This window comes from Photobacterium sp. (assembly GCF_057456235.1).
Window position 1 is genome coordinate 143,480 of the sequence record NZ_JBVCPH010000005.1, and the last position, 24,583, is coordinate 168,062.

Genomic DNA, 24,583 nt, shown 5'->3' on the forward strand with positions numbered 1-24,583 from the left:
CATTGATCACCCTAATGAACAAAATTGGGAGAAGCCGTGAGATTGGTATTCCGTCTACAGAAAAAGTATGGTGCCAGAGGCGCTTTTTTGCGAATTAAATGGGGTAAACAGGGGGAGATTAGCCGGTAAAAAAACTGACTATTACCGCTTGTAGATTTGTGGACTTGTCAGTTTATTCTCCGTACCTGCCAGAATGCTCGACGCCAGTACGGATTATCCAAGCGAGAGATAATGACACCTTGCGATGTGGATGCATGCAAAAACTCTGAATTACCTAAATAAATGCCGACATGCCGTAAGCGATAACCGGTTTTGAAAAAGATCAAATCACCTTCTTTAGCATTAGACACCAAAACTGACTGCCCCAACTTCGCCAATTCACTCGTTGTTCGCGGTAACATTTTGTCATACACAGTGAAATAACCCACCTGTACAAAAGCAGAGCAATCAATACCTCGTTTACTTGCCCCCCCTAACCGATAGGGTGTGCCTTTCCAATTGTCATAAACATAATCAAATACACCCGAGGGATCATAAGCATCTGTCGTGAGGGTTGGACGATCTTTTTTACCCGGAGAAAGATCATTGCCAACCGGATGATAAGCAGGCTCAGACGGCGCGATCACAACGGTCGAAGAACATCCGACGATGCTCGACAACAGCAAGCCGAGTAAGACATTATGAGCGTTATTCTTCACTGAATTCTGCATTTCAAGGTCGTTTTAATAAAGTCATCATTATGGTACAACCTATCGGTTATTGAATAGTCCTACTGACGCTCCTGCAGCTCAAGTGCTATAAAAGTCATCATCATGCCTCATAGACCGGCATGACTAACGCCAACAACTCATTCGAAAAGTAAACGTTATGCCAGATTTTACGCTTCGTCCATTTGCAATAGAAGATACACCGAGGCTTGCTCAAATTTATAGCCGAGCGGCTGCAATTTCCGGTAAAGGACATTACACCCAGGCCCAGATCGATATGTGGGCCAGCTTCCCTTTGCAGCATTTTGATGAATTTCAGACCATCCTGCTGCAAGGGTACACCTATCTAGCCGCAGACCATAGGGGAAACCCGATTGGCTTCGCTCAGCTTCATCCCACGAACCATCTTACACTACTTTATGTCTTGCCTGAGTTCTCACGTCAGGGGGTCGGTCAACAGCTTTATCAGCATCTGGAAACCATCGCCATCGCCGACAAACAAACTTTTATCAGTGTGACCGCAAGTAAAATATCAAAAGGAATGTTTGAAAAAATGGGTTTTATAGCAATCGAAACAGAGCTCTCACTAAGAAACAATATTGCATTTGAACGCTATAACATGACTAAGTATTTAGGCGAAAACAGATAGAATGTCTATTCTCAGAACAAAAAAAAGAGGCTATGCTCGCGCTAGCCTCAAACTTCACACAACAGAAGATAATCATTACACTTTAATTAATCCTGCACATCAGCAGTGCCGATATATTAGACATATATGAATTATATAAGCGAGAATATCCAGACAATTCGTACTCTATACTGGCTTGTGCGAGTGATATCACGAGAAAAATGAATGCTCCACATCAATTACTGCTATTTATCGCCTTATGGCGATACTGGTTATCTCGCTGGTGGCCATTAATCCAGTTCTCCTGACTTAAACTGGATACAAAGTGTGCGCATGACGGCCAAAGACGACTGAAAAGCAACCAATTAGCATCATAATATAGCTAAAAAAAGCAAATAGTTTCATAATGCGGACAGATCATTTGCTTACCAGCGGTAATCCTATAGAACTGATTGTTGTGTTTAGTAAAAACACCCCTAGCAGGAAACCGGTTTAGGTTATCAATTTTTCGAGACCCGTTTTGAGTATCTCGATACGACGAGATTATAGTTTTTGACAAAGGAGTCCGTGTGCTTTCTTTTATCCGCTTAGTTATTGCGGCGATATTTGTTGTTTTTACAACCTTTTTCGCTTTGATTTACTGCTTATTCAGCCCTCGCGATCCTAAACACGTTTATTTTTTCTGCCGCTGGTTTAACCAGCTACAAAAAATCGCGGGCGTAAAGCTTATTCAGCGCGGTACTGAAAAAGCCGCCAGTACCGACAAGAGTGTTTATATTTCAAATCACCAGAGTGTCTTTGATTTTGTCACTGATCCCGGCATGCTGCAGCCACGAACAGTCACTCTCGGTAAGAAAAGTTTGCTCTGGGTTCCGTTTTTTGGAACATTATATTGGATCACCGGGAACATTCTGATCGATCGTGAAAATAAATCCAAAGCACGAAATACCATTCAGCAGGTCGCTGAAGCCATCCATAAACGCAATTTATCTGTTTGGGTATACCCCGAAGGTACCCGCAGCAAAGGCCGTGGATTACAGCCTTTTAAAAGTGGAGCATTTCGTATGGCGATTGAAGCAGGCGTGCCGATCATACCGATGTGTGTCAGCACAACGCATAATAAAATAGATCTAAACCGACGAGATAATGGTGTGGTTATCGCCGAGATGCTCGCCCCTATTGATGTAAGCAAATACGAGATACAAGACGCACGACAACTCGCAGATTACTGTCACAAGCTGATGTCTGATAAAATTGCTGAGCTGGATGCTGAAGTCGAATGTATAGAACTGGGAAAAGAAAAATCAAAAAAACAGTTTGAAACAAATTCAGGATGATTCAATATTTTCAGCTTAAGCTGCAAGGCACATCATCTCGATAGCTACACTATTAAAAGAGCATCCACTAGATGCTCTTTTCTACTTAACATGCGAGAAGCATAATCCACTTCACAATAACTTCCCTATTTCTTATTCATTTTAACGCTCTGCGAAACGGAATAAGCTATCCACTGAAATGGGGCAATCCCCCACTTGATGAATAACGCCTTCTGCTTGTTTTAATGTATCATAGCTACAGGGTACACCTGTGATATCAGTTACCGGATATTCATTTCCTTCACGATCTTTAAAGTTAATGCTCCAGCCTGCACTCAGGAAGTCATGGACTATCCGTGCTTCAACTAAGGTGTGTTCTGCCATTAACTGACGACATTCAGACAAAACCATAACATCATCCCCTTATTAACCACTCACTCTAAATATAGTTGAAATTCTATCGTAGGTAACACTTAGATTATGCTGTGTTAAGGAAAGGTTATCTCGGGTATTTGTAGAAGCAATGGCGGGGGAAATAGACTAAATATAGTGGTTAGAGAAGTAGAGCCACATCAATGATGAGGTGGCTCTTCATTTAAGGCGTATTATAGATACAGCTTTGCAACTTCTGAAGGTTCCATTTCAGAACCTTCAAGATTTGCATTCCAGTTCAATCCCACAAGCACGCCATCTTCAGACAATGTAATCATCCAGTCTTGAACAAATACATCTAAAGGCAGTTTCGTCGGGACAAACTCAGCCCACTCCTCAACACAATGAACCTTCGCGTTTGCCTCGCTTGACCAAAAAGGCATGACCTCTGATTCTTCAAACTCTGAAGATTCAACAGATAACCAGTCACCTTCTTCGTTACACAGCCCCCACACCACGTGAGTATCTTGTGTTTCAGTAACAAATAGTTCACTGTTCGCTTGAATATCTGCAGTTAGCTTAGTCATTCTATTCTCTCTTTTCTAACGCCGGTACGGCATGCTGTGGCATCAGGTTCACAGTCGAAGCCACTTAATAGCACTATTTTATCATTGAATCAGACAATGGCGTGATTAATTCGTCATTAAACGGCAATAACTATATCCAAACTACTTAAAAATGGATGATTCAGCGCTTTCTCTGGCAATCCAAGTGCATGATGTGTAAGTATGGCATCAACTTTGACGACTTCCCCTTACCAAAAGTCCAATGAGCAGGGAGATCAGCTCACCGATGTGCAATTTGCATATTATTAGTTGCCAATAGAATCATTCTATTCATAGTATTAAAGAGTAAGTCTGTAGTGGCATACTTCTATTGGTCAGTTTAAGGTGGCAGACAAACGCTATATTACATAGACATGCAATAAATATATTCGATAAAAAAATATAAAAGGGGCAGTATGGAATTTCATGAACGCTATAATGACAGCTATGCCAGATGTCTCCGAAACCCAAGATTTCTTACGATTTTCTATGACATTTTCTGTAGCCGAAATGACAAATTTCAGCTCATGTTTGCCAATGTAGATATGGGCAGACAAATAAAAATGCTTAAAGCCTCGTTAATTATCATTATGCTGGCCAATACATCCGGTGAGGCTCGTGAGTCTGTCAGAAAGTTTGGTAAACGCCATGGCCCCGAAGGGTTAGGAGTCAATCCGATGGATTTTGATATCTGGTTCGACTGCTTGCTGTCTGCGGTACAAATTTGCGACCCCCTGTACGACGATGAAGTGAAACAGGCATGGCATGCTTGTTTTAATGAGGGGATGGAAATCATGAAAAAAGAATGCCGTGTCGATGCCAGCATATAGGATATAACACGACAGACAGTATCACCCCTCACACGACCTTTAGCTACTGAGCTGCCATATTATCTTTACAGACAATCGTCATAGCAAATCAGGCGATAAATGAAAACATTATCTCCATATCACAAAAAAGTGCTGTTGCTTATTGGTATCGCCATTGTACTGATCCTGCTGGCTTTGATTTATTCCCCTATCAGGCAAAGTCGTCATTTTTACGATTACGCCGATAACCGCACGCTGTTAGGCATTCAAAATTTTTGGAACGTTATCTCCAACCTGCCGTTCTTGTGGGTCGGTTTTAAAGGACTGTCGCTTTTTACTGATCGTCATTCTTTCGCTCACGAACCTGCCGTCACCCATCTTTACCCTTTTTTCTTTATCAGCATGATAATGGCCTTTTTCGGTTCCAGTTATTATCACCTTACTCCGAATCATTTCACCTTAATGCTGGACCGCATTCCTATCACACTCACCTTTATTACGCTTTATTGCATTATGCTCAGTGAATATGTGTCACGGGATGCTGGTCGATGGCTGTTCTTTCCAATGGTCGTCTATGGGCTGCTATCAGTCATCTATTGGTATCACGGCACCCAGATAACCGGACGGGGTAATATAGCCGCCTATGTGCTGGTGCAAGTGATCCCTATTATCCACTTCCCGCTAATTTTATACTTGTTTTCACCTCGTTTCTCACTCCGTCAATACTACCTGTATGCTTTGATTGCTTATGTGATAGCAAAGTGGGCTGAATCGAATGACGACGAGATTTATGCTTTCTTGGGAGGAATTAGCGGACACAGCATAAAACACCTCATAGCTGCAATCGGAGGGTATTATATTTATCTTGGTTTTAAGCGACGCACGCAGATACGTTGAGTATATACCCAGCTGGCATCACTCTGAATCATATCACTTGGGTATAAATAACAGAGGGTACTGAGTTCAGCACCCTAATTGGGATCAATCACTGAAGTAACTTCGTGTGTATTACTTTTTACCTACACCACGATTTTCTTTTTGAGCCAGCGTAATTCTGCCGAACCCTAACTTTCTAAAGTGACTATCACGAAAGTCTCTTGCGGCTTTGCTACTCTTTGTAACAGCTTCTATTTGCTGTTCCATTTTAAGAAATTCTTTTAAATCAATCCCTTCTTCAACAGCAACTGCTTCATGAATGTTACGGTATTGTTCGTATGAGAAGGTTAGTTCTTTCTCTTGATTTTTATAGGTATAGATAATTGTACGTGCCATCAGGGGTCCCCTACGGATCAGGAATGGGAGGGAATGTACCCTAGATACGCTTGGGATGAAAGAACAAATGGTCTCATTTAGCGTAAGACTTAAAATGAAGAGGCGAGCCCTTACCATCGTTGCACTCCAGCCTGTTTTCCGGTTCTGCTCAAGCTCTGTATCTAGAGATATACCGACATTCATGCACTTGCTTTTCCCATGGTTATACACAGAAACAGTGGATAACTTCACTTTTCCCATCGGCTCAACGACATAAAACCAACAATTTGTTTGATATTCATCAAGATCAAATAGTTTTCCAACTTTAGAGAATCAACAAATCTGAACCATTAGACATTGTCAAAATAATGAATGACTTGGTTTTCACTGCCACGCCAGACGAGTGAGGGATCCTGCGTTTCTTGTTCAAACTTACCATCGACCAACACATCAACGAGATTGACAACCTCTTGCTGTTGCTCGGTCAGCTCATGGAGTACATATCCTGACCATAACCAGATGTCTTTACCACAACATTCAGCTTTTACCCGTTTAACCAGTTGTAATACTGCAGCAAGATTCGCAGGATGCAGGGGATCGCCGCCAGACAAAGACAACCCGCGGCGTTTGATACGGGGATCATTCAAGTCTTGAATAATTTGATCTTCCATGGCCTGCGTAAACAGATGCCCTGCGTCTAAGCGCCAGGTGCTTTGATTATAGCAACCCTTACATTGATGCTCACAACCTGAGACAAACAACGTACAGCGCGTGCCTGGTCCATTAATGACATCAACTGGATAATAGTTATGGTAATTCATTCTATACTCACCAAAAGAAGAAGTGCCATTAAGGCACTCCCATTCACTGTTTTGCGATCAACCGGCTATGTTCCAGTTAGCTTACATATGCTTTACGCGACGCTTAACTTCTTCCTGCTTACCCGCGTTAAATGGTCGGGCATCAGGAGAGCCGAGGTAGCCACAAACACGACGCGTTACAGAGACCTTCTTAGGATCATGATTACCACACTTCGGGCAGGTAAATCCTTTACTGGTACAATCAAACTCACCGGAGAAGCCGCATTCATAGCACTCATCAATTGGCGTATTTGTGCCGTAGTATGGAACACGTGAATACGAGTAATCCCAGACGTTCTCTAGTGCTTCAATGTTGTGCTGAATATTTGGATACTCGCCATAACAAATAAAACCCCCACTCGCTAAGGCTGGATATGGCATTTCAAAATCAATCTTGTCGTATGGGTTAACTGCTTTTTCAACGTCAAGGTGGAAGCTGTTGGTGTAATAACCTTTGTCGGTTACGTTCTCGATCACACCGTACTCTTTTGTATCTAATGAACAGAAACGAGTACATAAGTTTTCAGATGGTGTGCTATATAAACTGTAACCCCAGCCAGTCTCTCGTTTCCACGAATCGACGGCATCTTTTAAACGCTTAACGATTGCGATGCCTTTTTCACGAAGCTCTTCACTATCGTAAATATGCTCGCCTTTGTCTGCATAAAGGGCATTGATCGTTTCATGGATTCCAATGTAACCCATAGAAATCGAAGCGCGGCCATTTTTGAAAATATCTAAGACGTCATCATCGGGGTTAAGACGGATCCCCAGTGCACCTTCGGTATATAGAATGGGCGCGACACGCGCTTTCACACCACGAAGGCGATCAATACGTGTATCTAGTGCTTTTCGAACTAACTGAACTCGCGCATCAAGAAGCTTAAAGAATGTCGCTTCATCACCATCCGCTTCGATAGCAATACGAGGCAAGTTCAAGCTGACTACACCAAGGTTGTTACGTCCTTCATGGATCTCTTGACCATTCTCGTCAATGTATTGCCCAAGGAAGCTACGACAACCCATTGGCGCTTTGAATGAACCAGTAACTTCAACGACTTTGTCGTAGTTAAGAATATCTGGATACATACGTTTAGATGCACATTCCAGAGCAAGCTGCTTGATATCGTAATTAGGATCGCTTGGTTTATGGTTGATGCCGTCTTTAATGGCAAATAACAATTTAGGGAAAACAGCGGTCTTTTTATTCTTACCCAAACCAGCAATACGGTTTTCAAAAATTGCCTTTTGAATCAGCTTAGATTCCCATGAAGTACCAAGGCCAATGCCAATTGATAAGAATGGGGTCTGGCCGTTACTTGAGAACAGTGTGTTAATCTCGTATTCAAGCGATTGAAAAGCGTCATAAACTTCTTTCTCAGTAAGTTTCTTCGCATAATCTTCTGCACACGGAACATCCCACTGTTGACCCGTTTTCAAGTGCTTGTTGTAACTCGCAGTCACATAAGGAGCAAGCACTTCATCAAGACGATTCAGTGTTGTTCCCCCATAAGTATGACTTGCTACCTGTGCAACAATCTGAGCCGTGACAGCAGTTGCAGTCTGAATGGATTTTGGAGTGTCAATTTCCGCATTACCCATGCGAAAACCTTTGGTCAGCATATTTTCCAAATCAACAATCATACAGTTGAACATTGGGAAAAATGGCGAATAGTCCAAATCATGGTAGTGAATTTGTCCTGCCTCGTGGGCATGAACAATATCACGAGGTAGCATATGGTTCTTCGCATAGTGCTTAGAAATAATACCGGCCAGCAGGTCACGCTGAGTAGGAATCACTTTAGAATCTTTGTTTGCGTTTTCATTGAGCAGATCAGCATTGCTCTGTTCAACTAAACCGGAGATTTCGGCACTTAGCGTACTTTTCTTTTCACGCTGGATATCACGATCGTGGCGATACTCGATATAAGCACGAGCAACATTTTTATGCGGGCCCACCATCAGGTGATTTTCAACCGCGTCCTGAATAGCATGAATATCCACTTCCTCAACAGACATAAATTGAGAAAGCACACCGTCAGCTACCGACGCTGCATATGCCTCATCCATAGCTTCAACTGACTCGGCAGCACTAAGTACAGCCTCTTTAATACGCATAGTATTAAACGGCAAACGGCATCCATCACGCTTAATCACAACAGGCTTCACACGGGGCTCCTACGAACATGACACTGTCACTAAAACACAAAATATAGGGCTTAGTGATCTGGGTAATACAAGATGTGGTGTATTAGGCGAGAATTCCGGAAAACAAACATTGATCTAAATCATTTTTTATAAAGGACAGTACAGGGAACGAGCGATGATTATGAGCGGTGCCAGATTTTTGTATGTAACCTCTTTTGCAAACCTTTTTTGTCAACAAATTTATTGTCGATCACTTTATCTTTTTGAAAAAAAAGCCCTTGCATTTTCCATTCTCAGCAACTTTGATTTTAAGGAAATCAAACACAATCTTCAGGAGGTTTTAGATACAAGTAACAGCGAGTAATGGCAACGCGACCAGTCAACCGCACACTGAGGCGATACACACCGCATATCTGACATTTCTCGCGTACAACTTCTCCGTCAACGTCGATAGTATAGTAAGCATCCCCCTTAACAATGGCTTACATCCGTGCGTTCTCACTTCATCAGTCTCTTGCTGATGCTCAGCATAGCCCCTACTATAGCGGCCGACATTGTACCTTCTCATTTGAGCCTGGTTAGCTGGAACATGCAATGGCTGAGCTTATCAGATAAATTTCCGGCCAGTAGACGTAGTGATCTTGATTACCGGAAAATGAGATCGATCTTTACAGCTTTATCGCCTGACATTTTCGCCTTTCAAGAAGTTGATAGTCTTGCTGTATTAAAAAAGATAGTGCCCGAAGCTGACTATCACTTTTACTTTTCAGATCGTAGTAACAAAGCCGGTGAATCTTACCTTGTCAGTAATCAATACACTGGCTTTGCCGTTCGCTCCCATCTTGAAGTATCCGATCCCGACGATCTTCATCAATTAAACCGTATCGCCAATAACCAGACCGGTAAGTTACGCTACGGCAGCTACCTCATCGTCCAGCTTGATAATGAAACTCAGCTACATCTTTTGTCCGTTCACCTCAAATCCGGTTGCTTCAGCAAGAAACAACAAAAATCAGGTCAAAGTTGTAAACAATTAAAACGTCAAACGAATGTTTTGGCTGATTGGATCAATAAAAGACAAGAAATGCATCAAAGCTATATGATTTTGGGCGATTTCAACCATCAACTCAATCATCCGAACGAATGGTTGCTGACCGACCTGAACAGCCAGCTACAACAGCCATTGGTCAATCTCACCGCCAAGACTACAGCCAGTTGCTGGGCAAGAGTCAGCAACGCCAACGGCCGAACACAATTTCGTCTTTATCGTATGCTGATCGACCACATGCTCGTGTCGCAAGATATTGCTGATAAAATCAATGATCAGGAAAGTGTCTATCAGCTGCCGTTTGAACAAGAAGATGTTAAGCAATACCAGCTGTCTGATCACTGCCCGATTGTTGCGCATTTTCCTCTATCTAGACCACACAGTATGTAAAAATGAAGTTATTTTCTTAAGCATACCCTAATCGATATTGCTCATTCTCCGCTCACAAAAAAGCCCGATTAACGGGCTTTTTTGTGAGCGGAGAACGAAAACCTATCAGGAAAAATGAGCATTAAAATCATTTGTTATCATTATTCTTGCATATAACTGTTATTATAGTGCCTCACATCCGGCACGATATTATGTTTATTCAACAGGCGATACATGGTTGCTCTCGACACGCCCAAATCTTTTGCTGCTGATGCAACCTGACCACGATGGGTTTCGAGTACTGCCATTAATACATCTTTTTCAGCTTCATCTTTGATATTACGTAAACTTTGTTTAAGGTTTGACTTACTTGGCAAGTCAAAATGTTCCGCCCTGACTTCATTCCCTTCAGCTAACAGAGCTGCACGCTTAACCTGGTTGATCAATTCACGTACGTTGCCCGGCCAACTGTACCGTAATAATAACTGCTTAGAATCATCGGAAAAACTGGATGCCATCGTGCTGTATTCATTTGCAAACTTAGTTAGAAACTTTTCGGCTAACAAGAATATATCAGAACCGCGCTCTCTTAATGTCGGTACTTTAATATGAAACACATTCAACCGATAATAAAGCTCTTTACTGAATTCACCATTTGCAACTGCACTTTCAAGATCAGCACTAGAAGAAGCAACAATCCGAACATCACAACAGGAATCATCATTCAATGAGTCCCCTGAAGATGACTGTAAATAGGCCAGCAGCTCATTTTGTAACTCTCTCGACAACTCTTCAACATTATCGAGTAAGATAGTGCCATTAAATGTTGATTTTTCATCGTCTTGAGACTGAGATGACGATCTTAAGAATGCCATTTTCTTATCATCATATGCTAAAGAGCCACAGTTAACCGAAATAAATGGTACATTTTTACGCTTAGATAGATTATGAACAGACTTAGCAATCAACTCCTTACCTGTACCATTCTCACCCGTTAGGAAGACATTCACTTCTGTTGCTGCCACACGGCGCACCATGTCACGCAATTGCTTAATCGATTTTGACTCACCAAATAATCCCATATCATGTTGAGAAGTGATCTCAACCCATGAGCTAGATTCAATTTCAAGCATCCCAAGTTGATGGCCAACCGTGTCTAATAGCTGGCTACTTGGAATTGGAACCGTGAAATAATCAACACAGAAATTATTAATAAACTGGCAAATTGCATCCGTTTGCAACTGCTCTTTTTTTATAATAGCAATCCATTTTACTTGCTTAGTCTTATTTGCCCTTAAAGAAATGCTATTCAAGCTAAAATCATTATTGCTTAAATCAACAATGCAAATACAGGGACTGTAGTCTTCTAGGATTGAGTCAGCCGTTCGAAGATCATAACAGCAGTGAGTTTTCCAACCTGATTGTTCAAGAAGCGCAATCCAAGGTTCGTAATTACAACCAATTGCAACAAGTCGACCTGTAATTGATTTGGTTTGACATTGGGCCACCATCGAAGTCACCTTCTTTTCAATGTTCGTATTATTTCTTCTTTATGTATTAAAAAATATAGGCAATAAAAGACACCCTTGCAGGGTATCAAATGTGAGAATCACCTTGAATCATCTGTTTTAATATTAATCGATAGCAAACAGGACAGTAACTACCTTTTTCAATCAACAACTTAATCAAAAATAAAAGTTCCATAAAGTTTAAGGAATATTATTAACATGACAACTAAATAGCAAAAAAACACAACAAAAAAGGTATAGTAAGCACACTATACCTTCACTAAGAACGAAAAGTTAATATAAAGCTGTCTCTAGTACCCTGTGTTTAGTATCGCACTCTCCATTCGGTTTGTCTGAATTTGCTGAAGAACGAACCCATCAACATCAGCCTCAATGTCTAATACTGTATCGACTTGAATCGTTACTCCATCGACCGTATTCTGAACAATATTGGCTATACTACCCTCCACCAAGCTTGGCCTTTCTAAAAGGTTATTGTCACCATATTGCACAACACAGACAATGCAATCAGTATCACCTCCTACAGAGCTGTCCCTAGGCATTAATACACCATTAAATATAGTAAGATCAGCAATATGGGAACTAAATATCTTTTCACCATTCAATGCCGTTGATATTGATAAACCAATATTTATTATTGTATCGCCGATTGACTCAAACCCACCGCGTACCGATGACATCTCAGCCTCGCTCATTGTAACCAAACCAAAGTCAAGATTATCCAGACTCTGAAAATTGATAGTGGCATTGGCCATGAAGGCCGCCCCTCCTAGCGTCGAAGCGATAAATAATTTAGATAATTTATTCATACAAGCCTCTAATAATCGTTTGCACCGGGTAGCGTTATACTGAACGTAGCAAGCGAATCTCTGGTAATCGCCTCTGTTACAGGCGATGGAGTATAAATGCTATAATTTTCTGCTGTGATAAAACTGTCTTTTCCTATTTTTATTTTATTTTTTACCAGCAGAACCAGGCCTTTATAATTTGGTTCAAATTTTTCAATATCCATCACAACTGTACCTCTTGATGGATCGCCTAATATAATCTGCTTACTATTTATACCTTTAATAACAACAAAGTGCATGTAGCCATCAAAATTGACAATTGTTATGCCAGGAATGCCTAACTTCTTAAATTTATTCAGCGGGATCTTATAACCATTTGCTTCTAAACCGACTGAGTCTAAATATTTTTTCATGTCTAACAGCGAAAAACCTTTTTTTTCAATCTTCTGCTTATCGCCATTGGAAAACATATATTCAAAAACAGTGTTTTCCGATGTCTCAATACCATAGTGATACGTTATTAACGATGCGACTGCGGCCGAACCACAACTAAAATCATATTGCTGCCTTTGTACATCACCAAATAACTTTTCCTGGTAGCTTTTCACATCAACATTATACCCGCCTCGATTCGGGAAATAGTCCAGTGCGGATACTGAAAAACTGGCACACAGGCCTGCAATAATTAATACTGAATTTTTCATAATCATAGACTCACAGTCAATTGGCCTTGCAGTGTGATGACACTAGCGACAAGTCTATACAACCTGAATTTGATGCGTCACAGTCCAAAAAATAAATTTCAACGCGTTTCACTCAACTTATTCAGACTGATAACTCGCACATTACAAGTCTGAATAAATTAAGACAAAGGGCCATAACAGCCCTTCTTATCATTTCTATTGGCCAACTAACGCTGCATTCGTACTTGCAGTCTGCTGAACAAGTGAGTTATTACCCACGTTCTGACCAGCAACATTAATACCAGATGCCCCGCCGAAGGCCCCACTCATTGTGTTGGTCTGATAAACATGCACACTATCGCTACTGCCATACTTACTATCGCAACATGCGCCACCATAAGTCACTTCACTGTCTGTCACTTCACCTTCAAGCTCTGATTCAGCAAGATATTTTTCAATCTCTACATCCATACTGTAGGTTTTCGACTTATTCCAAACGCTGTTGTCCTCGAGAAGGTCAGAGTTATAACTACCTTCTATCTCTACATCAACATATTCATTCCCAATATCGTTCATCAACATGGAATCGTCGGAACTTTTAAAACTGTCATCGATAACGGTTTCTTGATTATAACTACCCTCCTTATCAACATATTTATCCGTATTAAACATATCAGTAGCTGAATAATCAAGATTGCCTACATTGGTATTACTTTCTGTATCACCGCCAGAAGGATACATCCCGCCCCCACCATTGGCTAAAGCTAAAGGAGAAACCATTATAGCGGCTACTAAAAGTGCAGTATTTGTTTTACGCATGATAACACTCCAAATATTGTGTATATTTTTATAATCGCTTACATTTTTATAACTATGATTTGTAAACTATTTTTACTTACCATGTTCAATAGCTAGCTGTCAGATTATAAAATCAAACTGCATACCTATTACATGAATAAGCATTGAACTACGAAGTAAATGTGTTAGCCCCTGAAAAACTATCAACTCTAATTAATGAGAGCGACTTACTCAGAGTTTTTGCTGACATATTTTTCATATGCCAGCATTAGATAAACTAACAGGCTACTTCAATGTCAGGTTAACAACCGTTGCATTTTGTATTAACACATTATTACCTGTGTTTTGCACTACGTTAAATACCCCAGAGGAACCATTAAACGATCCTTCAGTGAGTATGTTATCACCAGTAGTATTATTGTATGCGCGGTTATTTGAAACCTCACCGTCCATGTCTGAATTCGCTTCCATAATGTCAAGATTCAGCTCGTATTGCCCAGCTCGAGAATGGTTCATTAAATCATCATTCAGCACTTCAGAACTTGTTAGTATATCCAACTCATCTGCTACTGCACCGCATGATAAGATAACAGCAACTATCAGTGTTAAATATTTCATAACATCCTCCTGAGAGTTGCTAGCCGCAACTCTCAGCTTTTATGTTACTGCCCAGAAAGAATTGCATTAGTACTTACACTTTGCTGAACCAAAGCATTATTACCGGCATTCTGACCTGCAATATTGATACCAGAGGCACTCGCAAAGGCGTTTGACATATCGTTTGACTGAGTAACTTTCAATTCACTTACCGAAGCTTGCCCATGGCCGTGATTTTTACCATAGCTATGGCCACCATATTTTCCATCACTACCGCCACCATAGGTCACTTGGCTGTGAGTCACTTCACCCTCAAGCTCAGATTCTGCAACAAATTCATTGTGCTCCATTGTAGATGTAGAGGTCTCGCTATAAGTATGCTCACTGTTGTCTGTAGCACTAAAAGAATTATAACTATCCTCTATCTCTTTCTCAATGTCGCTATTATTCATATCAGTCATGATGAGTGTGTCATCATCACTTTTGTAGCTGTCGGTAACTTCAAGGCTGTCATTAAAGCTATCAGTCGCCGAGTAGTCTAGCTTATGATTAGCAACGTCATCGATAACAATACTGGTATTGTCCACATTTTTGTTAGTTTCAGTTTCAGAGCCACCACCCCAGCCCCCTCCCCAATGCCCATCGCTAGCTAATGCGATTGGCGAACTAACAACAACTGCTACGAATAGTGCAATATTTGATTTACGCATGATTTAACTCCAACTATGTTGTACTGCTATTTTTATAATAACTCGCAGTTGTCCACGAGGTAATTTAATGATAGTTTTAGTCAAAATTTAAATTGTATTATTTTTAATAAATCAATTTTTATTTACATCTAAAAAATAACTTTTAATTCTATTTTTTTATATTGATTAACCTTTGATTAAATATAATATTTTTCCCCATGATGAAACCATTATTAATAATGAGACAGTTTCATTAAACTCTCAGTAATAAGACAATTATTTGAGACGAATAGTTAACAACCTGACTATTCTTCGGCTACTCTTTTTTTATTGGTCAAGTACCTGTTGCATACTGTCTGGACCGATTACGGGACGCATCTTTGAAAAATGCAAAAAGTGAGGGAATCGTGAGTATTTTAAAAAATAAAAGTCTGATTGCGCTTCTTACTATCTGTTCAGGTATTGCGGTGGCAGCAGAGTCACCAGCGACCCAAGAAACTGAAAAAACGAAGCGAGTACAAACTGTTGCTGATATCTTCGAGCAACCTGGCGTACTAACACCGAGAGGATCATTTGTTCTTGATACCTCCTTGTCTTACACCCAGAACTCCTCTAATAGTGTTTCAGTTGTTGGCTATACGGTTCTGCCTTCGCTTATTGTGGGTTTAATTGAAGCCAGTGACATTGATCGAACCACAATGACCTTTGGTCTTACTGGCCGTTATGGTATTACCAACCGTTTTGAAGTTGAAGCACGTATACCTTGGGTATACCGAACAGATTCAACATCAAAGCGACGGATCAACTCAGGCAGCAGTGAAAATCAGTTAATTGATGTTGATGGTAGTGGCTTGGGTGATATCGAAGCTGCTTTCAAATACCAATTTAATATGGATTCGTCACCCTACTGGGTGGGTAGCTTACGCTTCAAAAGTACCACGGGCGATTCACCATACGATGTACCGGTAAACAATGTTGGCGATTTCAAAGATCTGCCAACCGGATCCGGATTTCCCAGTATTGAACCTGGGATCACTATGATCATGCCTATCGATCCGGCTGTAATTTACATGAACCTGGGCTATATCTGGAATATCAAGGATGATGTCAGCGTTGACCTCGATATAGAAACGGAAGATGGTCCAGAAAACATTCGTGTCGATACCATAGATCTTGGTGATACCATCTCGTTTAGTGCCGGTATGGGGTTTGCCGTTAATCCGAAATTTTCATTCAGTATTGGTCTCAACCATAAGACAATCCTTAAATCAAAAGTAAACGGAGCAACATCATCAGACGCCAAGTTATTGCAGCTAGATTCCCTTTCTTTTGGTGCGAACTATGCGCTTAACAGAAATACTACAATTAATGTCGGCGCGTCTGCGGGTCTTACGGCTGATGCACCGGATTTCCAGTTGACAGTCAGGGTGCCATATACACTTAAGCCCTAATGCTTTCAGAGCCGAATCAACGGTTAGACATACGTCAAAATAAACCATGATAGAAACGACCACCAATGACAACAAAAAGCCCCTTGCTTCTACAGCTTTGGGGCTTTACTTTATGTCACACAGTAAAAGACTCAAGCCTCATTTTGTTCTATCCTATGGCTCTTAAGTAAAAGCTGTAGCAGGAACACAAATCATGTCCACCCCTTTAGAGCCAGCGATGATTGAAACTATTCAACGCTATGATGCCGAAAAACGTTTCAAGTACTTGGTTAAAGAAGTCGTCACCAACCGCCAAATATGGATCCTGATTGATGAGCACGGCTGCGTCATGCTGAACACTGATGACGAAGATTGTGTGCCAGTTTGGCCCAATAAAGAGTTTGCAGATGCATGGGCAACAGGTGAATGGGACTCGTGTAAAGCTGAAGCGGTTTCCCTCAATAAATGGCATAGTCGCTGGACCCATGGTCTTGAAGACGATGGTCTTGCCATCGTGATCTTTCCAAACCAGGATGAAGACGGCTTAGTGGTATACCCTGATGAACTTGACTATGAACTGAAGCAGCAAGCGAAAAAAGGGAAATAATACCGGTTAGCCAATTAGTTAGCAGAGAAGAGTCTACACAGATAATCCCTTGGGGATTGAATACCAGGCTATACTCGTGACCAACATTTTATGGCAATAAAAGGGCTCAATCTGGCCCTTTTTTATTTCTTTAGTGCAACGTTATGCTTATTTACTCACAATGCACTATTATTTTCTTTTAATCGTTAAAATAGACAATAGAAACGGGGGGCGTAATGCCATGGATGCGCTATTCAGTACTCTAAAGAACACACCAGAATCAGTTGGCTTTGATACGGTGATCAACACCATTAACGATCATTATGACTACCGGCCAACCGCCTTTAGCAATGGGTTAGGCAATGAGACACTCGCTAACCCTGCAGGAACGAATGAAGGATCATGCCGTATTTTTGCTTTTGCTAAACGCCATAAACTATCTGAAGCAGAAACCCTCGCTTGCTTTGGCAAATTTTATCGAATAGATGTACTGCAAAACCCTAGTAACGATGATCATCTGAACATCCGTAACTTCATGAAATACGGATGGCTGGGTATTCGCTTTGCGGGAGATGCTCTTTTAGAAAAAAAGCGGCGTTAACCGTATAATAAAGCCAATAGGGGCCGACAACCCCTTTCTATCGTTTTTACAACGTTTTTTTACAATGGCTACATTCTGTTGGTGGCTTCATGAAGAATGGTGAACGGCTTGCTTTTCCACATGAATCACAAAATTTAGTCGAACGTATCGTCAACCAAGTCAAAGGCAGCAGCAACGTAACCAGGCCAATCATCATAACTAGCGGTGGTTGCATATAGATGATAAATCCTGCAATGACCGTATTGCTGAATATCGTATAGCCCGGCCATAACTTACGTTTACGTTGAACATCTGAGCCACGCTGAAAAAGCATTACACTACCAGCAGAAATCCCCAGCCAGATCACCATTAATACAATCAATAGATCTTGTTGCAAAATCTTACTCACACTTCAATTAACTCAACGTCAATGATTATACCCCAGGCAATTGAGATTACCATTTGTTACACAATGCTCACTCAAAGAGAGCCAGAGAATGTTAGATTGAGAGCCTAATCACAACCTCAATAATCTAGTACCCGGTTTTATGTGTTCACCCATTGAAAATACCCCTGAAGGACAGATATCTTAATTCAAAGGACATATCGCTTGTCCGATTCGATACAGCCTCTTTAGTATGTATCGCTAAGAATGGTTAAAATGGAGCTTAAATGATTGTAAAATCAGCACTTCGCACCTGTTTCGTTCTTTTGTGTGTATTAAGTCGTAATCCTGCTGCCGCTGCCAGCTTACCCGCTGACACCGACTCTGATTACGAAATTATCTCTTCTAGCCAAAGTTCAAAGAAATCTTTTCAACGTTCTCTCAGTGGCCTTTATTCCATTCCGAGCTGGAGACAAAGTCAGATCACTCAGCCCCACGATGACTTTGATTCGCTATACCAACAAGCACATCAGGCACAGACTGAGCTTGAACAGTTAATACAGCAAATCTCACTCTCTACCGATACACAGAGCCAACTCCCGGGTATAAAATCACTCACCAGGGCCAAATACAAAATATCGACAGAATTGGATGGTGAGGTAAATCGCCTTACTGATTTAGCACGAGGCTCACTGATCGCCAGTGATATAGGCAGCCTAGTTCAGGCGTTTGAATTACTCAGTAAAAAAGTGACTATTGTTGAAGTAAGAAACCGTTTCAAGCAGCCAGCTACATCCGGTTATCGCGACTTAAAAATGCTGGTACGCCTTCCTCAGACTCAACACGTCGCTGAAATCCAGCTTCACTTGCAAGCTATTTCAGATATAAAAAATGGCGTTGAACATAAAATTTATGAACAGCTCCAAACGATTGAACGCACAGCGTCTTCTCAGAACAGGGAATTGAACGAGCTGGAAGTCTCTCAGATAAATTCGTTACGTAATATATCTATTAACTTGTATCAGTCAGTCTGGCAGCAATACCTGAGACCTGAAACCATGGCGAGTTAATATCCGTTCAAAGGGCTATAACGTGGTCAGGTAAATCTGACCACCGATTACAATTTTGCCTAAAGCTTTAACACCCACCACAACTACCGCAGCGCCAGTCTTCAGCATTCGCAGCCAGGTAAAAAAGTCTGAAATGTTCTTCATCAATAGGAATGTCGTGTTCGACGAACATATCGGCCAGCCAATCGACATTTGCAACAATCCAGTCATCGTCTTTATCCCCCTCCGCATACAGAAGATCGTCAGGATCCATAAAATTATAAATGCCGTAAGTTCCCATGTCTTTTTCCAGACGCTCTTGAGGTATGCTAAGGCGACTTCCCTTGTACGACATCTCCCAGTGCCCGAGGCATAAGGTGTTGCCAACTGAGGTCCAACGTGCAACAAAAGGGTTTTTCATAACGAATATTCAGGGTTAGTAAATCACTGTCGCACATAATACCCCCTGCATTGCTATGGTCAATCGCCTAACACCAGCGCCTCACCTGAGTACAATATTGTTGATATTCATCACCGAAGAGTTCAGATAGCACCTCTTCTTCCGGTTCTATCTGAAAGTTATTCATATAAAAGACAAATAATGGAATCATCACCAGACTAGAGATGGCACCAAAATAGATAAATGCAGCGACAAGTAATACCGCTAAAGACAGATACATCGGATTTCGTGAAAAACGATAAATCCCTGTTGTCACCAAACGCGTCGCTTTGTGGGGCCGGTGAGGATCTACGGTGGTGCGCGCTTTAGCAAACGAGATGATACTAGCCAAACCTAACATGGCCCCAATCAAGCACAGTAAAAGTACAATAACCTGCTGACCTGCAAACGAAAAAGACCATAAAGGCCAATACGTCGCAAGAAAATACATCCCACTCAATGTTATCAGCAGGACGAGTGGCGGTGGCAATTTCAGATACATTCCTGACTCCTTTTAACGTACTCCGGTAGAATATCAGAAGATCATCGATTTGAGATACTAATAGTAGGAGTCAGGTATTTCACTGGATATACAATCGATAGATAAAATAATGATTATTATCGACAGGAGCGATGATGCCATTGATAAAACACCCTAAATGACACGACATAGTATGATTATATTGCCACACCAGTGTAAGACTTATAGAATCAGTTCGCGCTTTTCTTTGTTAGTTTCGAGATTTTCATAATGCCAGAATTTAAATACCTCCAAGGCTATCCTGTACATTTAACCGAGCAGGTAAAAAAGCTGATCGATGATCAGAAATTGGCGTCGTTCTTGCTGAACAAATATCCCGACACACACAATGTCAAAACGGAAAAGGCGTTATATGATTTTGTTATTGATATAAAAAATAAATATCTAAAGAAGTCAGCCCCAATCAGTAAAGTGAATTACGATAATAAAATCAATGTCATTCATCACGCTTTGGGCCTGCATACTTTTGTCTCCCGGATTCAAGGCGGGAAGTTAAAAGCTAAGCATGAGATCCGTGTTGCCAGCGTCTTTAAAAATGCTCCTCTTCCCTTTTTGCGTATGATTGCAGTTCATGAACTTGCCCACTTGAGAGAAAAGGAACATAACAAAGCTTTTTATCAACTCTGCCGCCACATGGAACCTAACTATCACCAGCTTGAATTCGATATGCGGTTATACCTGACCCAACTTGACATGATTGGCTCAATTTATTCATAAACAGGCTTTTGGCCAAACGCCTTCAAGATACATGAGGCGTTTCACCTTGAAGTCGTTTGGACAGATCCAATTCATGCGTTTTTTGTTTTAAAAAATCGCATGAAGGTCTAACAAGCGGCGGTGTTTTAGCCTATAATAACTGGTTAATAAAATAATTAGGTGTTTACATGAAAGTTTGTGCAGTTGAGCTAAGAAGCAACGAGGCAATTATTTGCCTTCTGTCTCTACAAAATGGTCTGTTTGATATTCCTCAGTGCCGTACTCAGAAGTTCATCATGCAAGATTCTCTCGATAATCAACAAATGAGAGATTTCCAATTCGCATTCAAAAAACTGTTGGATGATTACAAGGTTGATCGCGTCGTGATCCGAACTCGCGAAACCCGCGGTAAATTTGCCGGCAGTGCAACTGGCTTCAAATTAGAAGCGGCGATCCAGCTGATAGAAGGCTTAGAAGTAGACTTCATCAGCAGCGCTGAAATAAAACAAAAACTGAAGCGTAATCCTTTGGCGATTGACTTCCGCAGTACTGGACTACGTCAGTTCCAGGAAGCGGCGTTTACGACCGGTTATGCTTACATGGGCAAGTAATACCAACCGGGATAAGTATCTGGTCAATAGTCATATACTTTTCCAGATTGGTATAAGCTGGCTTGAGTTAGCAAAAAGGGTAAAGCCAGCGCTTTACCCTTTTTCAATTTGAACTCGCAGAGCTCACTCTGAATCCTGCATCTTGAGGTCACTTGGGTATATGGCTTATTTCGACTCAACAGCCTGCACGATACATAGTTCGCTGAGTTTGTCGTATTCCACCTGCATGGTATCGACGAAATGTTCTGAACTGATGAAATCCACAATAGGCTCCCCTAATACAACATCGCAATTAAACGGGACGAACATGGCGGTCCCTTTAGGTAATGAGCGCCCGAGTCCGCGCATAACTAAAGGCACCACTGGACAACCGTTATAGTTCTTTACTAAATGATAAATTCCTTTCTTTAAACCGCTCATTACTTCTGGCTCACCTCGGCTTCCTTCTGGGAAGATGATCAGGATATCCCCCTGATTGAGTGCGTGATGGCATTCGTCAAAAATGGCAGCACGCTCACTTTTAGAGGGGGCGCGACGAATAGGGATAATGCCGATGACGTTGAGTGATAACCAAGACACAATGGGATTCGCCAAAAAGTAATCCGCAGCCGCAACAGGACGTACACGATGCACCAAACTAATTGGAAATAGCGCCAACAACACCAGCGTATCGAGGTGGCTATTATGGTTGGCAGCCACAATGACAGGCCCTTTGGTTGGCAAGTTTTGCCGCTCAATAATATTCAACCCTAAACCAATATAGACAAGTGGCTTTACAATCAGCAGTATAAATAACACTTTTAGTATTTTAGCCATAAATCCTCAGTAGTAGAGATAATAGATATAGTGGAAGAACAAAGGAGCAGTAAACATTAAGCTGTCAATACGATCCAATATCCCGCCATGGCCGGGAATAAACTGGCTGGTATCTTTTATCTGCAAATCGCGTTTTACAGAAGAGATAACCAAATCACCGATAAACCCACTAAACGCAATGATCATTCCTGCGAGCAGCCCCTGAAAAGAAGTTAAAGGTGTCAGATAAGGGGCTATAAAATAAGAAACACCAATCACAGTAAAACTGCCACCAACAAAGCCTTCCCAAGTTTTGTTCGGGCTGACTTTTGGCACAATTTTATGCTTGCCGAATGATTTACCCCATACGTACTGACAGACATCATTAAACTGGGTAAACACGAGGAGGAACAACAGCATCCCCATTGAACTTGCCTCTGGGTTTTGGCTTGGCAGCACCAGCAAGTAAGCCATGTGGCTGATACAGAATACCGTCAGCATGAGTGCCCAATGGATAACACCAACAGAACGGATAAATCCTTTGGTTTCTCCAATTAAAACGGCCACCATCGGTAAATAGAGGAACATGTAAACTGGAATGAAGATAATGAACATTCCGTACCAGCCAATCGACAGCCAGTAATACTGAAAAGGAATAGAAAGGTAAGCCCAGAAGATCACTCGTCGATCAGCCATGCGTGTCGGAACAATTGAAAGAAATTCTTTCAGAGCCATAAAACTGAGGAAACCGACAAAGAAAAGCGTGTATTGTAGTGGCAGATAAAGCACAACAAAGACAATACCGATCATCCACCACCACGAGCGAATACGCAGTTTTAACTCGAGATAATCTCGGTCACGATGTTTTCGAGATAGCCATAAGTAAACTAAAGTAGCAACAATAAGAACGGCGATAATTGCCGCCATCATCTGTAGTGAGTGTGGGGGGATCTTATTCATTTCCGTCCCTTACCTCATTGCCGAGTTCTTGCGTATTTTTGAACTGATAGATTGAAGCTAATCGACACCAAGTAGTGAAAATACTGCCAACCAACATGATCAATAAAGCCATATCCATACTGTAATCAAAAACCGCAGGTAATAACTCAAAACTTCGATGGATAAAAAGAAAAACAAAAGTAAATGTCAGCAATGCCATTCGGTGCTGCTTGGCCATTGGGCCTCGGAAGTCAGCAGGACACCCCATACTCACACCTAATACTCTCACATACGCAGTTAAGACAGCAATCAGCGCACAGCTCCATGCTAAAGACATTCCAAATACTGACTGTGTAGCAAAACCTCCTGCTACAATGAATAAAGGATCTGCAATGCGATCAGGCACATCATTAAACAGTTCACCTGCGGGTGTTTTCTTACCACCTTCGACGGCCACCATGCCATCAAACAAGTTACACAGCAGACGCATTTGAATGCACAGTGCAGCAATCAGAAGAAAAACGTTAAAGTAAAAAAAGTGGTAACTGAGCATTGCTCCAATGCCCATAAGAGCAAACGCCATACTCATCAGAGAAATTTGATTAGGAGTGATGTTCTTCTGACTTAACCAAATTGCGATACATCTGGTTATAATAACATCACGAACGGCAAGTGGTCGGCGATTCGCTTCACCTAACGGGTCATTATCCATATAGCCTCACTGACAAGATCATTAATGCAAACAGTTGAATATAGTCGCTGGCAATTATAACCAACATTTTTTTCAGTACGAAATAAAAAGGATGAAGATCAGATATATTGATCCAACTTTTTCAAAACAGAGAAGAGCAATAGAGACTTGTACGCTTTATGATCGGTTGAAAAGTAAGCGAGTGTTCCCATCCACCTCGCTATTGAACGGTCGTATTGCTATAAGGCAAGAGATCACTGACATCACAACCTTGTTCTCGCTGTGGTAGTTCTGTCAGTACATGACGCAGATAAGTATACGGTTTCCCCTCATTGGCACGGCAGGTGAGCATGATACTTAACAAGGTCGCACTCGCATCAGCACCACTTTGTGTATCGGCGAACAGCCATGCCTCCAGCCCGGTCGCAACAGGACGGATTTCCCGTTCGACACGGTTGTTATCTATCGGATAGTCGCCATCCTCAACGTACCTTTCCAAGTAGACCCACTGTTTGAGCGCATAACTGACCGCTTTCCCCATTGGGCTTTGAGGTAGCAGTTTTGCGGCAGCTTTATCCAACCAGTCGCGGAAGGATTCGAGTATCGGAATATGGGGAGAAATGGGCGCTTACGTTACAAAAACC

30 protein-coding genes are annotated in these 24,583 nt (G+C 41.5%); 11 read left to right on the forward strand and 19 right to left on the reverse strand.

Annotated features, from left to right (window positions below; genetic code table 11):
• Window positions 1–167 precede the first annotated feature (167 nt).
• Window positions 168–698: an NlpC/P60 family protein gene (locus AC2204_RS07615; RefSeq protein WP_318924918.1), complete on the reverse strand. Its 531-nt coding sequence runs from the start codon at window positions 696–698 to the stop codon at window positions 168–170.
• Between the two features lie 169 nt (window positions 699–867).
• On the opposite strand from AC2204_RS07615, the gene AC2204_RS07620 reads away from it, so the two are divergent.
• Together AC2204_RS07620 and AC2204_RS07625 are read left to right on the forward strand one after the other, a co-directional pair.
• A complete protein-coding gene (locus AC2204_RS07620; RefSeq protein WP_318924919.1) occupies window positions 868–1,356 on the forward strand; it encodes a GNAT family N-acetyltransferase in 489 nt (162 codons plus the stop codon).
• Window positions 1,357–1,904: 548 nt separating this feature from the next.
• Window positions 1,905–2,672, forward strand: a complete 768-nt coding sequence (locus AC2204_RS07625) for a 1-acylglycerol-3-phosphate O-acyltransferase (RefSeq protein ID WP_318924920.1) — start codon at window positions 1,905–1,907, stop codon at window positions 2,670–2,672.
• 141 nt (window positions 2,673–2,813) lie between these two features.
• On the opposite strand, the gene AC2204_RS07630 is transcribed toward AC2204_RS07625, so the two are convergent.
• Window positions 2,814–3,062: a hypothetical protein gene (locus AC2204_RS07630; RefSeq protein WP_318924921.1), complete on the reverse strand. Its 249-nt coding sequence runs from the start codon at window positions 3,060–3,062 to the stop codon at window positions 2,814–2,816.
• Window positions 3,063–3,256: 194 nt separating this feature from the next.
• Window positions 3,257–3,610, reverse strand: a complete 354-nt coding sequence (locus AC2204_RS07635; RefSeq protein WP_318924922.1) for a DUF2750 domain-containing protein — start codon at window positions 3,608–3,610, stop codon at window positions 3,257–3,259.
• Window positions 3,611–4,044: 434 nt separating this feature from the next.
• On the opposite strand from AC2204_RS07635, the gene AC2204_RS07640 reads away from it, so the two are divergent.
• Both AC2204_RS07640 and AC2204_RS07645 read left to right on the forward strand, forming a co-directional pair.
• Window positions 4,045–4,458 carry a globin gene (locus AC2204_RS07640; RefSeq protein ID WP_318924923.1) on the forward strand — a complete coding sequence of 138 codons (414 nt, stop codon included), beginning with the start codon at window positions 4,045–4,047 and terminating at the stop codon, window positions 4,456–4,458.
• A 99-nt stretch (window positions 4,459–4,557) separates the two neighbouring features.
• On the forward strand, window positions 4,558–5,334 hold the full coding sequence (locus AC2204_RS07645) for a hypothetical protein (RefSeq protein ID WP_318924924.1): 777 nt from the start codon (window positions 4,558–4,560) through the stop codon (window positions 5,332–5,334).
• Window positions 5,335–5,445: 111 nt separating this feature from the next.
• Here AC2204_RS07645 and AC2204_RS07650 read toward each other — a convergent pair whose 3' ends face one another.
• The 3 genes from AC2204_RS07650 to nrdD all read right to left on the reverse strand — a co-directional run bounded on the left by AC2204_RS07650 (window position 5,446) and on the right by nrdD (window position 8,717).
• Complete coding sequence (locus AC2204_RS07650; RefSeq protein WP_318924925.1) at window positions 5,446–5,709, reverse strand: DUF2960 family protein; 264 nt, start codon at window positions 5,707–5,709, stop codon at window positions 5,446–5,448.
• Between the two features lie 329 nt (window positions 5,710–6,038).
• A complete protein-coding gene (gene nrdG / locus AC2204_RS07655) occupies window positions 6,039–6,509 on the reverse strand; it encodes an anaerobic ribonucleoside-triphosphate reductase-activating protein (RefSeq protein ID WP_318924926.1) in 471 nt (156 codons plus the stop codon).
• Between the two features lie 81 nt (window positions 6,510–6,590).
• A complete protein-coding gene (gene nrdD / locus AC2204_RS07660) occupies window positions 6,591–8,717 on the reverse strand; it encodes an anaerobic ribonucleoside-triphosphate reductase (RefSeq protein WP_318924927.1) in 2,127 nt (708 codons plus the stop codon).
• A 568-nt stretch (window positions 8,718–9,285) separates the two neighbouring features.
• Between nrdD and AC2204_RS07665 the strand changes: the two genes are divergently transcribed.
• Window positions 9,286–10,134 (forward strand): endonuclease/exonuclease/phosphatase family protein, encoded by an 849-nt coding sequence (locus AC2204_RS07665; RefSeq protein ID WP_318924928.1) that lies wholly within the window; start codon window positions 9,286–9,288, stop codon window positions 10,132–10,134.
• Between the two features lie 140 nt (window positions 10,135–10,274).
• Here AC2204_RS07665 and AC2204_RS07670 read toward each other — a convergent pair whose 3' ends face one another.
• The 6 genes from AC2204_RS07670 to AC2204_RS07695 all read right to left on the reverse strand — a co-directional run bounded on the left by AC2204_RS07670 (window position 10,275) and on the right by AC2204_RS07695 (window position 15,218).
• Window positions 10,275–11,624: a sigma-54-dependent transcriptional regulator gene (locus AC2204_RS07670; RefSeq protein WP_318924929.1), complete on the reverse strand. Its 1,350-nt coding sequence runs from the start codon at window positions 11,622–11,624 to the stop codon at window positions 10,275–10,277.
• A 308-nt stretch (window positions 11,625–11,932) separates the two neighbouring features.
• Window positions 11,933–12,451, reverse strand: coding sequence for a hypothetical protein (locus AC2204_RS07675; RefSeq protein WP_318924930.1), 519 nt, complete (start codon window positions 12,449–12,451; stop codon window positions 11,933–11,935).
• An 8-nt stretch (window positions 12,452–12,459) separates the two neighbouring features.
• A complete protein-coding gene (locus tag AC2204_RS07680) occupies window positions 12,460–13,134 on the reverse strand; it encodes a C39 family peptidase (protein WP_318924931.1) in 675 nt (224 codons plus the stop codon).
• A gap of 195 nt (window positions 13,135–13,329) precedes the next feature.
• Window positions 13,330–13,932, reverse strand: coding sequence for a hypothetical protein (locus AC2204_RS07685; protein WP_318924932.1), 603 nt, complete (start codon window positions 13,930–13,932; stop codon window positions 13,330–13,332).
• Between the two features lie 264 nt (window positions 13,933–14,196).
• Window positions 14,197–14,529 carry a carbon storage regulator gene (locus AC2204_RS07690; protein ID WP_318924933.1) on the reverse strand — a complete coding sequence of 111 codons (333 nt, stop codon included), beginning with the start codon at window positions 14,527–14,529 and terminating at the stop codon, window positions 14,197–14,199.
• Window positions 14,530–14,573: 44 nt separating this feature from the next.
• Window positions 14,574–15,218, reverse strand: coding sequence for a hypothetical protein (locus AC2204_RS07695; protein WP_318924934.1), 645 nt, complete (start codon window positions 15,216–15,218; stop codon window positions 14,574–14,576).
• Between the two features lie 386 nt (window positions 15,219–15,604).
• Here AC2204_RS07695 and AC2204_RS07700 point away from each other — a divergent pair, with 386 nt between their 5' ends.
• The 3 genes from AC2204_RS07700 (at window position 15,605) to AC2204_RS07710 (ending at window position 17,814) form a co-directional block, all read left to right on the forward strand.
• A complete protein-coding gene (locus AC2204_RS07700; RefSeq protein WP_318924935.1) occupies window positions 15,605–16,648 on the forward strand; it encodes a transporter in 1,044 nt (347 codons plus the stop codon).
• A gap of 193 nt (window positions 16,649–16,841) precedes the next feature.
• A complete protein-coding gene (locus tag AC2204_RS07705) occupies window positions 16,842–17,234 on the forward strand; it encodes a DUF2750 domain-containing protein (protein WP_318924936.1) in 393 nt (130 codons plus the stop codon).
• Between the two features lie 220 nt (window positions 17,235–17,454).
• On the forward strand, window positions 17,455–17,814 hold the full coding sequence (locus AC2204_RS07710; protein WP_318924937.1) for a HopJ type III effector protein: 360 nt from the start codon (window positions 17,455–17,457) through the stop codon (window positions 17,812–17,814).
• Window positions 17,815–17,860: 46 nt separating this feature from the next.
• Here AC2204_RS07710 and AC2204_RS07715 read toward each other — a convergent pair whose 3' ends face one another.
• Window positions 17,861–18,202, reverse strand: coding sequence for a hypothetical protein (locus AC2204_RS07715; protein ID WP_318924938.1), 342 nt, complete (start codon window positions 18,200–18,202; stop codon window positions 17,861–17,863).
• Window positions 18,203–18,465: 263 nt separating this feature from the next.
• Between AC2204_RS07715 and AC2204_RS07720 the strand changes: the two genes are divergently transcribed.
• On the forward strand, window positions 18,466–19,248 hold the full coding sequence (locus AC2204_RS07720) for a phosphoribosylglycinamide formyltransferase (protein WP_318924939.1): 783 nt from the start codon (window positions 18,466–18,468) through the stop codon (window positions 19,246–19,248).
• A 67-nt stretch (window positions 19,249–19,315) separates the two neighbouring features.
• Here the strand turns inward: AC2204_RS07720 and AC2204_RS07725 are convergent, their stop codons facing one another.
• On the reverse strand, window positions 19,316–19,648 hold the full coding sequence (locus tag AC2204_RS07725; protein WP_318924940.1) for a hypothetical protein: 333 nt from the start codon (window positions 19,646–19,648) through the stop codon (window positions 19,316–19,318).
• A 67-nt stretch (window positions 19,649–19,715) separates the two neighbouring features.
• Window positions 19,716–20,168: a methyltransferase family protein gene (locus AC2204_RS07730; protein ID WP_318924941.1), complete on the reverse strand. Its 453-nt coding sequence runs from the start codon at window positions 20,166–20,168 to the stop codon at window positions 19,716–19,718.
• 249 nt (window positions 20,169–20,417) lie between these two features.
• On the opposite strand from AC2204_RS07730, the gene AC2204_RS07735 reads away from it, so the two are divergent.
• Both AC2204_RS07735 and AC2204_RS07740 read left to right on the forward strand, forming a co-directional pair.
• Window positions 20,418–20,924, forward strand: a complete 507-nt coding sequence (locus AC2204_RS07735) for a M48 family metallopeptidase (RefSeq protein WP_318924942.1) — start codon at window positions 20,418–20,420, stop codon at window positions 20,922–20,924.
• Window positions 20,925–21,091: 167 nt separating this feature from the next.
• Complete coding sequence (locus AC2204_RS07740; protein WP_318924943.1) at window positions 21,092–21,514, forward strand: DUF3010 family protein; 423 nt, start codon at window positions 21,092–21,094, stop codon at window positions 21,512–21,514.
• A gap of 165 nt (window positions 21,515–21,679) precedes the next feature.
• Here AC2204_RS07740 and AC2204_RS07745 read toward each other — a convergent pair whose 3' ends face one another.
• The 4 genes from AC2204_RS07745 to AC2204_RS07760 form a co-directional block, all read right to left on the reverse strand.
• Window positions 21,680–22,330, reverse strand: a complete 651-nt coding sequence (locus tag AC2204_RS07745; RefSeq protein WP_318924944.1) for a lysophospholipid acyltransferase family protein — start codon at window positions 22,328–22,330, stop codon at window positions 21,680–21,682.
• Window positions 22,331–22,336: 6 nt separating this feature from the next.
• Complete coding sequence (locus AC2204_RS07750; RefSeq protein WP_318924945.1) at window positions 22,337–23,269, reverse strand: phosphatidate cytidylyltransferase; 933 nt, start codon at window positions 23,267–23,269, stop codon at window positions 22,337–22,339.
• On the reverse strand, window positions 23,262–23,960 hold the full coding sequence (locus tag AC2204_RS07755; RefSeq protein ID WP_318924946.1) for a CDP-alcohol phosphatidyltransferase family protein: 699 nt from the start codon (window positions 23,958–23,960) through the stop codon (window positions 23,262–23,264). The genes AC2204_RS07750 and AC2204_RS07755 overlap by 8 nt, the downstream gene beginning before the upstream one ends.
• A 199-nt stretch (window positions 23,961–24,159) precedes the next feature.
• Window positions 24,160–24,561, reverse strand: a complete 402-nt coding sequence (locus tag AC2204_RS07760; protein ID WP_318925035.1) for an IS66 family transposase — start codon at window positions 24,559–24,561, stop codon at window positions 24,160–24,162.
• Window positions 24,562–24,583: the final 22 nt, after the last annotated feature.

Excerpts from the sequence above, each read along its gene's own strand:
- AC2204_RS07620 (WP_318924919.1), top strand. The coding sequence starts at position 868 with ATGCCAGATTTTACGCTTCGTCCATTTGCAATAGAAGATACACCGAGG.
- AC2204_RS07630 (WP_318924921.1), bottom strand. The coding sequence starts at position 3,062 with ATGGTTTTGTCTGAATGTCGTCAGTTAATGGCAGAACACACCTTAGTT.
- AC2204_RS07635 (WP_318924922.1), bottom strand. The coding sequence starts at position 3,610 with ATGACTAAGCTAACTGCAGATATTCAAGCGAACAGTGAACTATTTGTT.
- AC2204_RS07640 (WP_318924923.1), top strand. The coding sequence starts at position 4,045 with ATGGAATTTCATGAACGCTATAATGACAGCTATGCCAGATGTCTCCGA.
- AC2204_RS07645 (WP_318924924.1), top strand. The coding sequence starts at position 4,558 with ATGAAAACATTATCTCCATATCACAAAAAAGTGCTGTTGCTTATTGGT.
- AC2204_RS07650 (WP_318924925.1), bottom strand. The coding sequence starts at position 5,709 with ATGGCACGTACAATTATCTATACCTATAAAAATCAAGAGAAAGAACTA.
- nrdG (WP_318924926.1), bottom strand. The coding sequence starts at position 6,509 with ATGAATTACCATAACTATTATCCAGTTGATGTCATTAATGGACCAGGC.
- AC2204_RS07665 (WP_318924928.1), top strand. The coding sequence starts at position 9,286 with ATGCAATGGCTGAGCTTATCAGATAAATTTCCGGCCAGTAGACGTAGT.
- AC2204_RS07670 (WP_318924929.1), bottom strand. The coding sequence starts at position 11,624 with ATGGTGGCCCAATGTCAAACCAAATCAATTACAGGTCGACTTGTTGCA.
- AC2204_RS07675 (WP_318924930.1), bottom strand. The coding sequence starts at position 12,451 with ATGAATAAATTATCTAAATTATTTATCGCTTCGACGCTAGGAGGGGCG.
- AC2204_RS07680 (WP_318924931.1), bottom strand. The coding sequence starts at position 13,134 with ATGAAAAATTCAGTATTAATTATTGCAGGCCTGTGTGCCAGTTTTTCA.
- AC2204_RS07685 (WP_318924932.1), bottom strand. The coding sequence starts at position 13,932 with ATGCGTAAAACAAATACTGCACTTTTAGTAGCCGCTATAATGGTTTCT.
- AC2204_RS07690 (WP_318924933.1), bottom strand. The coding sequence starts at position 14,529 with ATGAAATATTTAACACTGATAGTTGCTGTTATCTTATCATGCGGTGCA.
- AC2204_RS07695 (WP_318924934.1), bottom strand. The coding sequence starts at position 15,218 with ATGCGTAAATCAAATATTGCACTATTCGTAGCAGTTGTTGTTAGTTCG.
- AC2204_RS07705 (WP_318924936.1), top strand. The coding sequence starts at position 16,842 with ATGTCCACCCCTTTAGAGCCAGCGATGATTGAAACTATTCAACGCTAT.
- AC2204_RS07710 (WP_318924937.1), top strand. The coding sequence starts at position 17,455 with ATGGATGCGCTATTCAGTACTCTAAAGAACACACCAGAATCAGTTGGC.
- AC2204_RS07720 (WP_318924939.1), top strand. The coding sequence starts at position 18,466 with ATGATTGTAAAATCAGCACTTCGCACCTGTTTCGTTCTTTTGTGTGTA.
- AC2204_RS07725 (WP_318924940.1), bottom strand. The coding sequence starts at position 19,648 with ATGAAAAACCCTTTTGTTGCACGTTGGACCTCAGTTGGCAACACCTTA.
- AC2204_RS07730 (WP_318924941.1), bottom strand. The coding sequence starts at position 20,168 with ATGTATCTGAAATTGCCACCGCCACTCGTCCTGCTGATAACATTGAGT.
- AC2204_RS07735 (WP_318924942.1), top strand. The coding sequence starts at position 20,418 with ATGCCAGAATTTAAATACCTCCAAGGCTATCCTGTACATTTAACCGAG.
- AC2204_RS07740 (WP_318924943.1), top strand. The coding sequence starts at position 21,092 with ATGAAAGTTTGTGCAGTTGAGCTAAGAAGCAACGAGGCAATTATTTGC.
- AC2204_RS07745 (WP_318924944.1), bottom strand. The coding sequence starts at position 22,330 with ATGGCTAAAATACTAAAAGTGTTATTTATACTGCTGATTGTAAAGCCA.
- AC2204_RS07750 (WP_318924945.1), bottom strand. The coding sequence starts at position 23,269 with ATGAATAAGATCCCCCCACACTCACTACAGATGATGGCGGCAATTATC.
- AC2204_RS07755 (WP_318924946.1), bottom strand. The coding sequence starts at position 23,960 with ATGGATAATGACCCGTTAGGTGAAGCGAATCGCCGACCACTTGCCGTT.